Genomic DNA, 12,707 nt, shown 5'->3' with positions numbered 1-12,707 from the left:
GATCACTCCACCAGATCTCGGATCGACTGTAACACGTGGTCCGGAGCCACCGCGGCGATTCGGGCGTCGTCGGCGCGCGTGACCCCGCTCAGCACGAGCACGGTGCCGAGCCCGAGCCGCCGTCCCATCACGATGTCGGTCTCGATGCGGTCGCCCACGATCGCGGCTTCGCGCGCCGGCACCCCGAGGGCGGCGAGCGCCACCTCCAGGATGATCGGCGAGGGCTTGCCCACGATCGTCTCCACCTTCCGGTCGGTGACCGCCTCGACCGCCGCGATCATCCCGGCGCAGTCGGGGATCTCACCCCCCTCCACCGGGCAGGTGCGGTCGGGATTCGTGGCGATCAGGCGCGCGCCGCCCCTCACCGCCTGCAGGGCGACGTTCAATTTCGCGTAGTCGAAGGTGCGATCGAACGCGATCACCACCCAGCGCACCCGCTCGTCCGGCCGCACCTCGAAGCCGTGGGCGGCCATCTCGTTCCGCATCGGCGGCTCGCCGATGACGAAGACCGGCGCGCCGGGATCGCGGTCGCGCAGGTAGCGCGCGAGCACCAGCGAGGAGTTGATGACGTCGTCGGGCGCGGCGGGCACCCCGAGGCGCGTGAGCTTGGCCGCGTAGTCCGCGCGGGTCTCGAGCGGCTTGTTGGACAGGAACGCCACGCGCCGGCCCGCCCCGCGGATCGCCGCGATGACCGCGTCGGCGCCGGGGATCAGGCGCTCGCCCAGATAGACGGTGCCGTCGAGGTCGAAGAGCCAGCCGCGGTAGGGGAGGCGAGGAACCACCCCTCACCTTGCCCTCTGCCCGAAGGGGAGAGGGAAAAGAGGCCGGGGTGAGGGTGCGCGCACTATCTGAGCAGCGGAACGACGGCGGCCTGGGCCAGATCGAACAGCGGGCCGGGCGCGACGCCGAGCTGCACCACGCCCCACAGCGCGACCATCAGGGCGAGCGCCCCCGACAGCGACGGGGCCAGCACCGTGGGCGCGCCCTGGGGCTCGCGCATGTACATGTAGACGATGAGGCGCAGATAGTAGTACGCGGCGACCGCGGAGTTCAGCACGCCGATCACGGCCAGCCACACGTAGCCCGACTTCACCGCGGCGCCGAACAGGTAGAACTTCCCCACGAAGCCGGCGGTGGGTGGGATGCCGATCAGCGAGAGCAGGAAGATGGACAGGGCCAGGGCCAGCAGCGGATGCCGCGCGGCGAGGCCGCCGAAGTCGTCGATCTTCACCGCCTCCTGCCCGGCCCGCTCCAGCAGCACGATCACCCCGAAGGCGCCCGCGGTGGTGAAGGTGTAGGCGAGCATGTAGAAGAGCACGCTGCCGTTGCCGAGCGCGCCGCCCGCCACCACCCCGACCAGCATGTAGCCCACGTGGGCGATCGAGGAGTAGGCCAGCATGCGCTTGAAGTTCTGCTGGGCCAGCGCCACCACGTTGCCCACCGTCATGGTGACCGCGGACATCACCCACAGCAGCATCACCCAGTCCAGCGGAATCTGCCGCACCGCGGTGAGCAGCACCCGCAGCAGCGCGGCGAAGGCGGCCGCCTTGGACCCGGTGGCGATGAAGGCGGTGATCGAGGTCGGGGCGCCCTCGTACACGTCGGGGGCCCACATGTGGAAGGGCACCGAGGAGATCTTGAAGCCGAAACCCACCAGCAGGAGCCCGAGACCGATGACCAGCATCGGATCCTTGCCGGCCCCCGCGGCGACCGCGTTGGCGATGCGGTCGAGGTTGGTGGTGCCGGTGGCGCCGAAGATCAGGGCGATGCCGTACAGGAAGAAGCCGGAGGCGAAGGCCCCGACCAGGAAGTACTTCATCGAGGCCTCGCCCGCCTCGATGCGAGTGCGGAAGAAGCCGGCCAGCACGTAGAGGGCGATCGACATGGTCTCGAGCCCGAGGAACACGATGATCAGGTCGCCCGCCGCGGCCATCAGCATCATCCCGAGCGCGGAGAGCAGCACCAGGATGTAGAACTCGCCCGACTCCTGGCCCTCGCGCCGGATGTAGTCCATCGAGAGCAGGAGCACCAGGCCCGCCGCGTAGCCGATCACGACGTTGAAGAAGAGGGCGTACGAATCCAGCACCACCATGCCCCGGAAGCCGCGCAGCTCGGCGCCGCCGGTGGCGAACACCATCCAGAAGGTGACGACCAGCGTGGCCACCACTCCGAGCGCGCTGACGAAGCCGAGGTGCTCCTTGCGGTCGCGCGGCGGCACCAGGTCGAGCAGCAGCACGACGGCCGCGGTGGCGGCCAGGACCAGCATCGGCAGGATCGGCCGCAGGTCGACGACGGGCAGGACGAGCGGGGGGTTCACCGCGGCGCCACCATCGCGGCGGTCGCCTGCGCCTTGCTCTGGACCTGCGTGATCAGCGCCTGCACGCTCGGCTCGGTCATGGCGGTGAAGGTGGTCGGGTACACCCCGATCCAGAAGATGAAGAGCAGCACCGGCAGCAGCACCGCCCACTCGCGCGGGGTCAGGTCCCGGAGCCGCCGGTTGGCCTCGGAGGCCACCGGGCCGAAGCACACCCGCTGGTACATCCACAAGAGGTACACCGCCGCGAAGATGATGCCGCTGGTGCCCAGCACCGCGGCGAGCCGGTCCACCTGGAAGGCGCCCAGCAGCACCAGGAACTCGCCCACGAACCCGTTCAACCCGGGCAGCCCGAGCGAGGACAGGCACACGATCAGGAAGATCGCGCTGAAGGCCGGGATCACGCTCCACAGCCCGCCGAAGTCGGCGATGAGGCGGGTGTGCCGGCGCTCGTAGATCATGCCGACCATGAGGAAGAGCGCGCCGGTGCTGAGCCCGTGGTTCACCATCTGGATGAGGCCGCCGACCAGGCCCTGCGGGGTGAGGGTGAAGAGCCCGAGCACCACGAAGCCCAGGTGGCTCACGCTCGAGTAGGCCACCAGCTTCTTGATGTCGGCCTGCACCGTCGAGACCCACGCCCCGTAGATGATGCCGATGACCGAGAGCGCGAAGATCAGCGGCGCGTAGTGCAGGCTCGCGGTCGGGAACAGGGGCAGGCAGAAGCGCAGGAAGCCGTAGGTGCCCATCTTCAGGAGCACGCCGGCCAGGATCACGCTGCCCGCGGTCGGCGCCTCCACGTGGGCGTCGGGCAGCCAGGTGTGGAACGGGAACATCGGCACCTTGATCGCGAAGGCCAGCGCGAAGGCCAGGAACAACAGATTCTGGGTCGTCCCGGCCGGCACCACGTACCGGGCGAGCACCGGCAGGTCGAACGTGTAGATATTGGTGGCGACTCCGTGCTGGAAGTAGAGCACCAGGATGGCCACCAGCATCAGGAGCGAGCCGGTCAACGTATAGAGGATGAACTTGACCGCGGCGTAGACCCGGTTGGGCCCGCCCCAGATCCCGATGATCAGGTACATCGGGATCAGCATCGCCTCCCAGAAGACGTAGAAGAGGAAGAGGTCGAGGGACACGAAGACCCCGACCATGCCGGTCTCCAGGAGCAGCATGGTGATCGCGAATTCCTTCCAGCGCGACTCCACCGAGGTCCACGACGACAGGATGACCAGCGGCATCAGGAACGTGGTCAGCAGGACCAGCAGCACGCTGATGCCGTCCACCCCGAGGTGGTACGTCACCCCGAGCGAGGGGATCCACGGCCGCTGCTCCACGAACTGGTAGTCGGCGAGCGAAGGATCGAAGCGGAAGTAGAGGGGCAGCGAGATCACGAAGGTCGCCGCGGTGGTCAGCAGCGTCGCGTACCGGACCGCCGAGTCCTGGCGCCGGGGCAGGGCCAGCACCAGCAGCGCGCCCAGCGCGGGGAGGAACGTGACCAGGGTGAGGAGATAGGCCATCGCGCGTCTACCGGCGCGTGAGCAGGTAGGCCACCACCGCCACCGCGCCGAGCAGGATGCCGAAGGCGTAGTTCATCACGAACCCGGTCTGCACCCGGCGCAGGCCACGCGCCCAGCCCGCCATCGCGGCGGCGACCCCGTTCACGATGCCGTCGATCACGCTCGGGTCGAAGATGCGCGCGAACCAGAGCGACAGGTGGTAGATCGGCTTGACGATCACCGCGTCGTAGATCTGGTCGACGTAGTAGCCGTTCAGGAGCAGGCGGTGGACCGGGTTCCGGGCCACCCCGATGGAGGTGGCGCGCGCCGGGCTGCGCCCGTACACGAGCCAGGCCACCGCCACCCCCGAAATGGCCACCAGCGCCGAGAGCACCAGCAGCGAGAAGGCCACGCCCGCGCTGTGCTCGGCCTCGTCCAGCGGCAGCACCGGGGAGAGGAAGCGCGCGAAGGCGGTCCCGTGCGAGGACGGAATGCCCACCGCGAGGCCGGCCACCACGGTCAGGATCGCGAGGACGATCAGCGGGACGGTCATGGACGCGGGCGATTCGTGGATATGGTGCGCCACCTCCTTCGACATGCGCGGGCCGCCGAAGAAGGCGAGGAACACGAGGCGGAACGTGTAGAACGCGGTGAGGAAGGCGCCGACCATCAGGAGCAGCCACAGCACGTAGTGGTGCTCGTGGAACACCGAGGCCAGGATCTCGTCCTTCGAGAAGAAGCCGGAGAGGGGCGGCACCCCGGCGAGGCCGAAGGCGCCGACCAGGAAGGTCACGGTGGTGGTCATCATGCGCGGCGCGAGGCCGCCCATCTTGCGCAGGTCCTGCTCGCCGCCCAGGCCGTGGATCACGCTGCCCGCGCCCAGGAACAGCAGGGCCTTGAAGAACGCGTGCGAGATCAGGTGGAAGATGCCGGCCGAGTACGCCCCGACGCCGACCCCGACGAACATGTAGCCGAGCTGGCTGATGGTGGAGTAGGCCAGCACGCGCTTGATGTCGGTCTGCACGAGCCCGATGGTGGCCGCGAACACCGCGGTGAGCCCGCCCACCCAGGCCACGATCTCCAGGCTCAGCGGCGCCATCTCGAAGAGCTTGTGGCAGCGCGCCACCATGTACACGCCCGCGGTCACCATGGTGGCCGCGTGGATGAGGGCCGACACCGGGGTGGGCCCCTCCATCGCGTCGGGCAGCCAGGTGAAGAGCGGCAGCTGGGCGGACTTGCCGGTCGCGCCCATGAACAGCAGCAGCGCGATGGCCAGGTACACACCGCCGCCGACGCTGCCGTCGGCCTTGGCGAAGACCTCCGAATAGGTCAGCGTCCCGAAGGTGACCCAGATCAGCATGATGCCGAGGCCGAAGCCGAAGTCGCCGACCCGGTTCACGATGAAGGCCTTCTTGCCCGCGTCGGAGGCCGATTGCTTCTCGTACCAGAAGCCGATGAGCAGGTACGAGCAGAGGCCCACCGCTTCCCAGAAGACGTAGAGGACGAGGAAGTTGCCGGCGAGCACCAGCATCACCATCGAGAACACGAACAGGTTCATGTAGGTGAAGAAGCGGGCGTAGCCCCCATCGCCGTGCATGTAGCCCACGGAGTAGACGTGGATGAGGAAGCCCACCCCGGTCACCACGAGCAGCATCACCGCGGTGAGCTGATCGACCTGGGCGGTGACCGCGGTGTGGAACGGCTCCGCCACCACCCACGGGAAGAGATCACCGGTCCACGTCTCGCCGTGCCACACCCGGTTGAAGACGAAGCACGAGGTGACGAACGAGGCCAGCGGCGCAGATACCGCGAGCCAGTGCGCCTTGTGGCCGATGAGGCGCCCGAGGAGGGCGTTGACGACGGCGCCGGCGAGCGGGAACAGCGGGATCAGCCAGACGAGTCGTGACATGAGTTCGGGTGCAAACCCGCAACACTCTAAGCGGAAGCGGGCCGGAGTGTCAAGGATCGGACCGGTCGCCGCCGTCGCGCAGGCGCGGCTCCACGAAGCGAAAATACAACAGCGGAATCAAATAGAAGAGCAGCAGGTGGCCGGAGAGCAGCCGCACGCTGCCCGCACTCTCGTCGAGGAACACCAGACAGAGCACGAAGTTCATCAGCACGTAGGCCACCACCGCGAGCGTGGCGCGCCGCGTACCCTCCGGCACGAAGGCGGCGAGCCGGCGCCAGTCCACCACGCGCACCGTCCCCTGCCCGCGCAGCGGCGCGCCGGCCGCGCGCAGCCGCACGATCATGGCCGCGAGCAGCCCGAGCGCGCCGAGGAAGAGCGTCACCGCGCTCGCGGCGCCGACCGCGGGCGGCAGCGGCGTGAAGGTGGCGAGATGGAGCGCCGCGCTCGCGGCGAAGCCGGCCGCGGCGGCGATCCGGAAAATGTTTCCCCAGTCCCGCCGAGTGGACACGAGCCCCGATTCTACGCGCAAATCTTAGGTGGGAATTTCACCGGCTGCTACCATGACGGGGTGGCACGGTCGCGCATCCGGGTCTGGCTGATCATCTTCTTCATCCCCATCGTGGCGGTGCTCGGGGGCCTCGGCTATCTCGCGTGGCGGCAGAGCGTACCCGCGGTGCGCGTGGAGTTCCAGCCGACGCCCAGGTTCATCGGCGCCCGCACCCCGGTCACCCTGGACCTGCGCGCGACCCGCGGCGGCGTCCAGGCCGTCGACGTGCGTCTGATGCAGGGCGGGACCCGCGTCAACGTCGCGCAGCAGACCTTCTCCGGTCCGCCCAGCAACGAGCAGCGCGTGCAGCTGATCATCGCGGGCGGCACGCTGGGCCTGCGCGAGGGCGCGGCCGCCCTGGAGGTGCGAGCGCGCGACGGCTTCTGGCGCCCCATCCGCGTGGACGACCGGATCATCGCGAGCGTGCCGATCACGCTCGACTTCACGCCGCCGACCCTCGAGGTTCTCGCCTCCACCCGCTATCTCTCGCGCGGCGGGGGCGGGCTGGTGGCGATGCGGGCGAAGGGCGCCGCGCGCGTGGGCGTCGCGGTGGGCGACCTCTTCTTCCCCGCCTTCCCGGCCGGCGCGCCCGACTCGGGACTGCACGCCGCCCTCTACGCCCTGCCCTGGAACCTCGCCCCCAACTCGCCGATGACGGTCTCCGCCCAGGACGAGGCGGGCAACGCGGTGTCACGCGCGCTCGCCGTCGAGATCCGCCCCCGCAAGTTCCCGACGGACACCATCGAGATCAGCGAGCAGTTCCTCGCCAGCAAGATGCCGGAGCTCCTCCCCGAGCGCGGGCAGATCCCGCCCGATCAGCTGCTCGCCGCCTTTCTCACCGTCAATCGCGACAAGCGGAAGGAAGCCGAGGAGACGAAGCGGAAGCTCGCGCAGAAGAGCCGGCCCGCTCCCCTCTTCGAGGGCGCGTTCATCCAGCCGCGCAATACCAAGGTGTTCTCGAACTTCGCGGAGACCCGCACCTACCGCTATCAGGGCAAGGCCGTCGACAGCCAGGTGCACCTGGGTTACGACCTCGCGTCGCTGAAGACGAGCCCGGTCCCCGCGGCGAACTCGGGGGTGGTGGTCTGGGCCGCGCCGCTCACCATCTACGGCAACGCGGTGGTAGTGGATCACGGCTGGGGATTGCAGACCCTCTACGGCCACCTGTCGACCCTCGAGGTGAAGGACGGTGACCAGGTGAAGAAGGGCCAGGAGCTCGGCCGGAGCGGCGCCACCGGCCTGGCCCTCGGCGATCACCTCCACTTCGAGGTGCTCATCCAGGGTATCTCGGTGACGCCGGTGGAGTGGTGGGACGGCAAGTGGATCCGCGACCACGTGGGCCGCCCGCTCCGCGAGGCCAACATCCCCCTGCTGCAATCCGACCAGCCGGCCGCGGGGACCGACGAGGAGCGCCCGGCCACCTCGCCGTCGCCCCGTCGCCGACCCCGCCCCCGCTAGTTCGCCCGCTCCCCTACCCCCACATCGCCCGCAGCAGCTCCCGCGGCGGCACGAAGTCCCCGATCACACCCATCAGCATCGACAGCAGCGCCGGGCGCCGCTGCAGGACGTGGGCGGCAAGGTTGGCCGGGCGCCGTCGCGCGATGATGACCTGCAGCGCCCGGGTCACGCGCGCCTTGTCCCGAAACGCCTCCCGCCGCCCCCGCGAGTACGGAGCCAGCGCGGCGGCGGAGAGATCGCCCGCGGAGAGCGCGGCGTGCGCCACCTCCGCCAGCATCTCGGCCGACCGCAGCGCGGTGTAGAGCCCCTCGCCGGTGAACGGGTCGTAGAAGCCGGCCGCGTCGCCGGCCAGCATCACGCCGGCCACGCGCGGCTCGGCCACGCGATACGCGAGCGGCCCCATCGCCATCAGCGGGCCCTCGGGCCGCATGCCGTGGATCCGCGCCGGCACCCGCCGCAGCTGCTTGAGCCGCGCCGCGAAGAAGGTCTCCAGCCGGCCGCTGAACGGCCGCGCGTGGGCGAGCGGCACCACGAGGCCGAGATTGACGATGCCGGGCGCCACCGGATTCAAGATGCAGTAGTCGGGCGGGTCCACGTGGATCTCCCCCCGGCCGCCGAGGTCCTCGATGCCGCTCACGTGCCGGATGAGCGCCAGCCGCTTCAGCCGGTGAGGCCGAATCAGCCCGAGCGCGTGGGCCACCACCGACGCGCGCCCGTCGGCCCCGACCACGAGCCGGCCGCGGACGTCGACGGGCGATCCATCCGGCGCCTCCGCGTGCACGCCGGCCACCGCCGAGCCCTCGCGCATCAGGCCGGTCACGCGATGGCGCTCGCGCACGTCCACCGGCAGGGCCCGCGCCCGCTCGAGCAGCACGCGGTCGAAGATCTCCCGCCGGATCGCCAGCGCGTGGTCGCGATAGCCGCGCCATCGCCCGCCGGTCGGATACGTGCCGTCGAGCACGGTGCCGTCGGGAGCGACGATGCGCATGCCGTGGAGCGGCTGCGCGCCCGCCGCATCCACCGCCTTCAGCGCGCCGAGCCGATCGAGCACGCGCGCCCCCTCCGGCGAGAGGTACTCGCCGCAGATCTTCGGACGCGGGAAGGCCGCCTTGTCGAGCAGCGTGACCGACCAGCCGCGCTCGGCGAGCAGGATCGCGGCGGCGGAGCCGGCCGGCCCCGCGCCCACCACCACCACGTCGGCGCGGGCGGCGGTCACCGCCGCTCCCGCACCGCGCAGAGCCGCAGATACGGCCAGTGGTACACCACCGAGGCGTCGAGCAATCCCGCCTTCTCGCACAGCGCGGTCACCTCGGGCGGCGTGTACGAGCGCAGCACCGAGAGCGGTCCGTCGTGGCGCGAGATCGCGCTGCGCGTGACGAAGCGGGTGATCAGCCATACCACCGCGTGGGCGAGCCGGGTCCGCACCAGGTCGTTGACCACGAACCCCACCCGCGCGGCCGCGTCCATCTCGGCCAGGTAGCGCACCGCCGCGTCGGGCTCCAGGTGGTGCAGCGTCATGGCGGAGATGGTGAGGTCCACCGCGCCCGGGCGGATCGGCAGCGCGAGCGCGTCGCCCCGCACGAAGGTGATCTCCGGATACGTCCGGCTCGCCTCCGCGGCGATCCGCAGCGTGGCCGGGTCGCGATCGAGGGCGAACACCCGCACGCGCCGGCCGGCCCGCCGGGCCCACCGCACCACCGCGCGGGGAATGTCGGCCCCGCCGGTGCCCACGTCCAGCACCGTGACGACGCGATCGGCGGGGAGCACGGAGACCATCCGCTTGACGTGGATCATCGTGACCATGCGCCCGAAGAACCAGCCGTTGACGCGCGCGATGTCCGTCATGCAGCACGCGAGATCCGCGAACGGCACGGGAGGGCCGTCGATGATCTCCAGCGCGCCCGCGGCGCGGGCGAGGGGCGGAAGGAACGGCATGCTACCAGCGCAGCAGGGCGCCCTCGGCGGCGAAGCCGGGGCCGAGGGCGATCATGAGGCCCCAGTCGCCCGGCGCCGGCTCGTGCGATCGCAGCAGATCGTCGAGCACGAACACCACGGTGGCGGACGACATGTTGCCGAACTGCTGGAGCACGGATCGGGAGTGCGCCAGCCGAGAGTCGTCCAGCTCCATCACCCGGCCCACCTGCTCGATGACGCGACGGCCCGCGGAGTGCAGCACGAAATGCGCGATGTCCTCCTTCTTGAGCCCGTGGCTCGCCATCAGGAGGTCGGCCATCTCCTTCATCATGCCCGCCCCGATGCGGCGCACGTCCTTGGAGAGCACCACCCGCGGGCGGCCGCCCGGATACTCGAAGCCCATCGCGCCCAGGTGCTCGGAGCGGAACAGCGTGCGGTGCTCCACGATCTCGGGCCCGGCCCCGTCCCGGCCGATGGCGATGGCGCCCGCGCCGTCCGCGAAGATGGCGTGCGCGACCGCGCTCTCCAGCCGGTCGTCGAGGAAGTAGGCGGCCGAGCAGATCTCGACCGCGACCATCACCGCGCGGTGATCGGGGAACGCGCGCAGGTGATTGGACACCTGCTGCATCGCCACCATCGCGCTCGCGCAGCCGGTGTCGCCCACGTGCACCCGCTGGATCGTGGGCTTGAGCCCCAGCTCGTTGATGATCTGCGCGTCGAGGCTCGGGCACACCCGCCCGGTGCAGGTCGTGGTGGCGATGAAGTCCACGTCCTCGCGCCGCCAGCCCGCCCGCTCGATGGCCCGCGCCACCGCCTGCTGGCCCACCGCGACCGCCCCCCGGCGCCAGCGGTCGTTGAGCTGGTCCACGCTCTCGTCGGGCGTGAACGTCTCCGGGTCCATGTAGAGGTGGCGCGTCTCGATGAGGCTGTTGCTGAAGAATCCCATGCGCCGCGGATCGTCGTAACCCGACATGCGCAGCACGGTGGCCTGGTCGTATTGCCAGGGCGGAGTGGCGGTCGCGACCGCCTCGATCCTGGGCCGGGCCATGATGGCGCAGGCTACACCGCGCCTCCGGCCTTGTCCACCGCCCACTTGTCTTGCGTGCACGACGAGCGCACTATCGTGCCTCGCAGCCAATTCCTTCCGACCAAGGAGCCCCGGATGCCGCTCTTCTCGTTCGAAGGCAAGTCGCCGCGCGTGCACCCGACCGCGTTCATCGCGCCCACCGCCAACCTGATCGGCGACGTCACGGTGGAGGAGAACGCCTCCGTCTGGTACAACACCGTGCTGCGCGCCGACTTCAATCCGATCGTGATCCGCCGGGGCGCCAACGTGCAGGATTGCGCGGTCGTCCACGTGACGCCGGCCGGCGGCGTCGAGATCGGCCCCGGCGCCACCGTGGGCCATCTGTGCCTCGTGCACGCGGCCACCGTCGGCGAGGAGGCGCTGATCGGCAACTCCTCCACCCTGCTCGACGGCGTGAAGGTCGGCGTGCGCGCGATGGTGGCCGCCGGCTCGCTGGTCACGCCGGGCACCGAGATCCCCGACGGCGTGCTCGCAATGGGCGCGCCGTGCAAGGTGAAGGGGCCACTGGCCGGCACCGCGGCCGAGCGCTGGGTGCAGGTCAACCCGAGCGGCTATCAGGCCCTCGCCCAGCGTCACCGCACGGGAGTGCAGCCCGCGTGACCGCCGCGCCGTCCCGCCACATCCTGGTCACCGGGTTCGATCCCTTCGACGGCGACGCGGTCAACCCGTCGGGCGAGGTGGCCAAGCGGCTGGACGGCCGCGTGATCGGCGACCGCCTGGTGCGAAGCGCCATGCTCCCCGTCCAGCACGAGGCCGCGCGCGCGGTGGTCACGCCGCTGCTCGACGCGGCCGGTCTGCTCGGAGTGGTGCACCTGGGACTCGCGGGCGGCCGCGCGCGCATCTCGCTGGAGCGGGTGGCGGTCAACGTGATGGACTACTCGCGGCCGGACGCGCACGGCCAGGTGCTGTGCGACGTGGCCTGCGCCGACGACGGCCCCGCCGGGTACTTCAGCACGCTGCCCCTGCGCGAGATGCTGGCCGCGCTGACCGCGGAGGGCATCCCCGCCGCGATCTCGAATACCGCGGGCACCTACCTCTGCAATCACGTCCTCTACGCGACGCTGCACCACCTGGCCGCCCGCGAGCTCTCGCGACCCGCCGGGTTCATCCACCTGCCGTTCCTGCCCTCGATGGTGGCCGCGCACGACCGGGACGAGCCGAGCATGGATCTCTCCACGATGATCCGGGCCGTGGAGGTGGTGCTGCCGCTGGTTGGCGCGCACTGATCGCTTGACAGGATGCCGCGCGAGCCCTCGTCGCGCGAATCCAAGGTCGTTGAATCGCCCTTCCTGCGTGTCTCTTTGCCTCCTGGCGTTCACTTCACGGTCGGCTTCGAAAAAATCGCACGTGGCGCCATCACTTCCCGCGGCGCCGGCATGGCACGGTGAGCGGTTGGACCTGGCCTATACGCTGGACGTGCTCTACCCGCGAAGACCTACTTCGGACTGAGCGTCGCGTTCACCTGGCGGCCGTCCGAGAGCGTCGCGTCGCCCTTCAGGACGCGGCGGTTGCCGCTCTGGTACAGCGTGTAGACGATGGATCCGCGCGCGCCCTTGCCCTGCATCTTGCCGTCGGCGAGCGTCAAGGGGCCGCCCCCTTCGAACACACCGATCGTCCGGGCGATCCCGAAGTCGAAGCGCCCTTCCGGAGTGATGGTCATCTCGGCCCAGTCGTCACGAGAGGTGATCCCGGTCACCGGCCCGGCCCACTTGCCGGCCACCATCTTGAAGTCGGTGATGGGCACCGGCTGCATGCCGACCGTCGAGCCCTGGGTGGCGCACCCGGCCAGCGCGAGCACGGCCACGACCAGCAGCACCAGCGCGTGCGACGTCTTGAGCATCTCGATCTCCCCCCGAATGGTGTCCGGCCTTCCGCGTAGCGAAGACCCGCGACGCCGACTATAGGCGACGGCCGCGCATCCCCGCAAGGGGCCGGGCGGTCCGCGCGCCCGTTGCCGCTCCGTCCCCCGCACGCTACACTCC

Annotated in this window: 12 protein-coding genes; 3 read left to right on the top strand and 9 right to left on the bottom strand. The window is 70.4% G+C overall.

Features of this window, described 5'->3' with window-relative positions; all coding sequences use genetic code 11:
* Positions 1 to 2: 2 nt before the first annotated feature.
* The 5 genes from VKN16_26470 to VKN16_26450 form a co-directional block, all read right to left on the bottom strand.
* Positions 3 to 782, bottom strand: a complete 780-nt coding sequence (locus VKN16_26470; protein HME97767.1) for an HAD-IIA family hydrolase — start codon at positions 780 to 782, stop codon at positions 3 to 5.
* Positions 783 to 844: 62 nt separating this feature from the next.
* Complete coding sequence (locus VKN16_26465) at positions 845 to 2,317, bottom strand: NADH-quinone oxidoreductase subunit N (GenBank protein ID HME97766.1); 1,473 nt, start codon at positions 2,315 to 2,317, stop codon at positions 845 to 847.
* Positions 2,314 to 3,831 (bottom strand): NADH-quinone oxidoreductase subunit M, encoded by a 1,518-nt coding sequence (locus VKN16_26460; protein HME97765.1) that lies wholly within the window; start codon positions 3,829 to 3,831, stop codon positions 2,314 to 2,316. Before VKN16_26460 ends, VKN16_26465 begins: the two co-directional genes overlap by 4 nt.
* Before the next feature lie 7 nt (positions 3,832 to 3,838).
* Complete coding sequence (gene nuoL / locus VKN16_26455; protein HME97764.1) at positions 3,839 to 5,719, bottom strand: NADH-quinone oxidoreductase subunit L; 1,881 nt, start codon at positions 5,717 to 5,719, stop codon at positions 3,839 to 3,841.
* A gap of 49 nt (positions 5,720 to 5,768) precedes the next feature.
* Complete coding sequence (locus tag VKN16_26450) at positions 5,769 to 6,227, bottom strand: hypothetical protein (GenBank protein HME97763.1); 459 nt, start codon at positions 6,225 to 6,227, stop codon at positions 5,769 to 5,771.
* Positions 6,228 to 6,287: 60 nt separating this feature from the next.
* Between VKN16_26450 and VKN16_26445 the strand changes: the two genes are divergently transcribed.
* Positions 6,288 to 7,724, top strand: coding sequence for a M23 family metallopeptidase (locus VKN16_26445; protein ID HME97762.1), 1,437 nt, complete (start codon positions 6,288 to 6,290; stop codon positions 7,722 to 7,724).
* Positions 7,725 to 7,737: 13 nt separating this feature from the next.
* Here the strand turns inward: VKN16_26445 and VKN16_26440 are convergent, their stop codons facing one another.
* From VKN16_26440 to VKN16_26430, 3 genes are read right to left on the bottom strand one after another with little or no spacing between them, the layout of a single operon-like run.
* The gene (locus VKN16_26440) at positions 7,738 to 8,940 is read right to left on the bottom strand and encodes an FAD-dependent oxidoreductase (GenBank protein ID HME97761.1); all 1,203 of its coding nucleotides are present in this window, start codon (positions 8,938 to 8,940) and stop codon (positions 7,738 to 7,740) included.
* Positions 8,937 to 9,659, bottom strand: a complete 723-nt coding sequence (locus VKN16_26435; GenBank protein HME97760.1) for a methyltransferase domain-containing protein — start codon at positions 9,657 to 9,659, stop codon at positions 8,937 to 8,939. Before VKN16_26435 ends, VKN16_26440 begins: the two co-directional genes overlap by 4 nt.
* Position 9,660: 1 nt before the next feature.
* Positions 9,661 to 10,686 (bottom strand): type III polyketide synthase, encoded by a 1,026-nt coding sequence (locus VKN16_26430; GenBank protein ID HME97759.1) that lies wholly within the window; start codon positions 10,684 to 10,686, stop codon positions 9,661 to 9,663.
* Between the two features lie 114 nt (positions 10,687 to 10,800).
* Between VKN16_26430 and VKN16_26425 the strand changes: the two genes are divergently transcribed.
* Together VKN16_26425 and pcp are read left to right on the top strand one after the other, a co-directional pair.
* On the top strand, positions 10,801 to 11,325 hold the full coding sequence (locus VKN16_26425) for a gamma carbonic anhydrase family protein (protein ID HME97758.1): 525 nt from the start codon (positions 10,801 to 10,803) through the stop codon (positions 11,323 to 11,325).
* On the top strand, positions 11,322 to 11,951 hold the full coding sequence (pcp, locus tag VKN16_26420; protein ID HME97757.1) for a pyroglutamyl-peptidase I: 630 nt from the start codon (positions 11,322 to 11,324) through the stop codon (positions 11,949 to 11,951). The genes VKN16_26425 and pcp overlap by 4 nt, the downstream gene beginning before the upstream one ends.
* A gap of 209 nt (positions 11,952 to 12,160) precedes the next feature.
* Here pcp and VKN16_26415 read toward each other — a convergent pair whose 3' ends face one another.
* Entirely contained in the window at positions 12,161 to 12,565 is a 405-nt protein-coding gene (locus tag VKN16_26415; GenBank protein ID HME97756.1) for a hypothetical protein, read from the bottom strand.
* Positions 12,566 to 12,707: the final 142 nt, after the last annotated feature.

The organism is Candidatus Methylomirabilota bacterium (assembly GCA_035315345.1).
In the GTDB taxonomy this organism is placed as follows: Bacteria; Methylomirabilota; Methylomirabilia; order Rokubacteriales; family CSP1-6; genus CAMLFJ01.
This window is presented reverse-complemented; position numbering and strand designations above follow the sequence as displayed.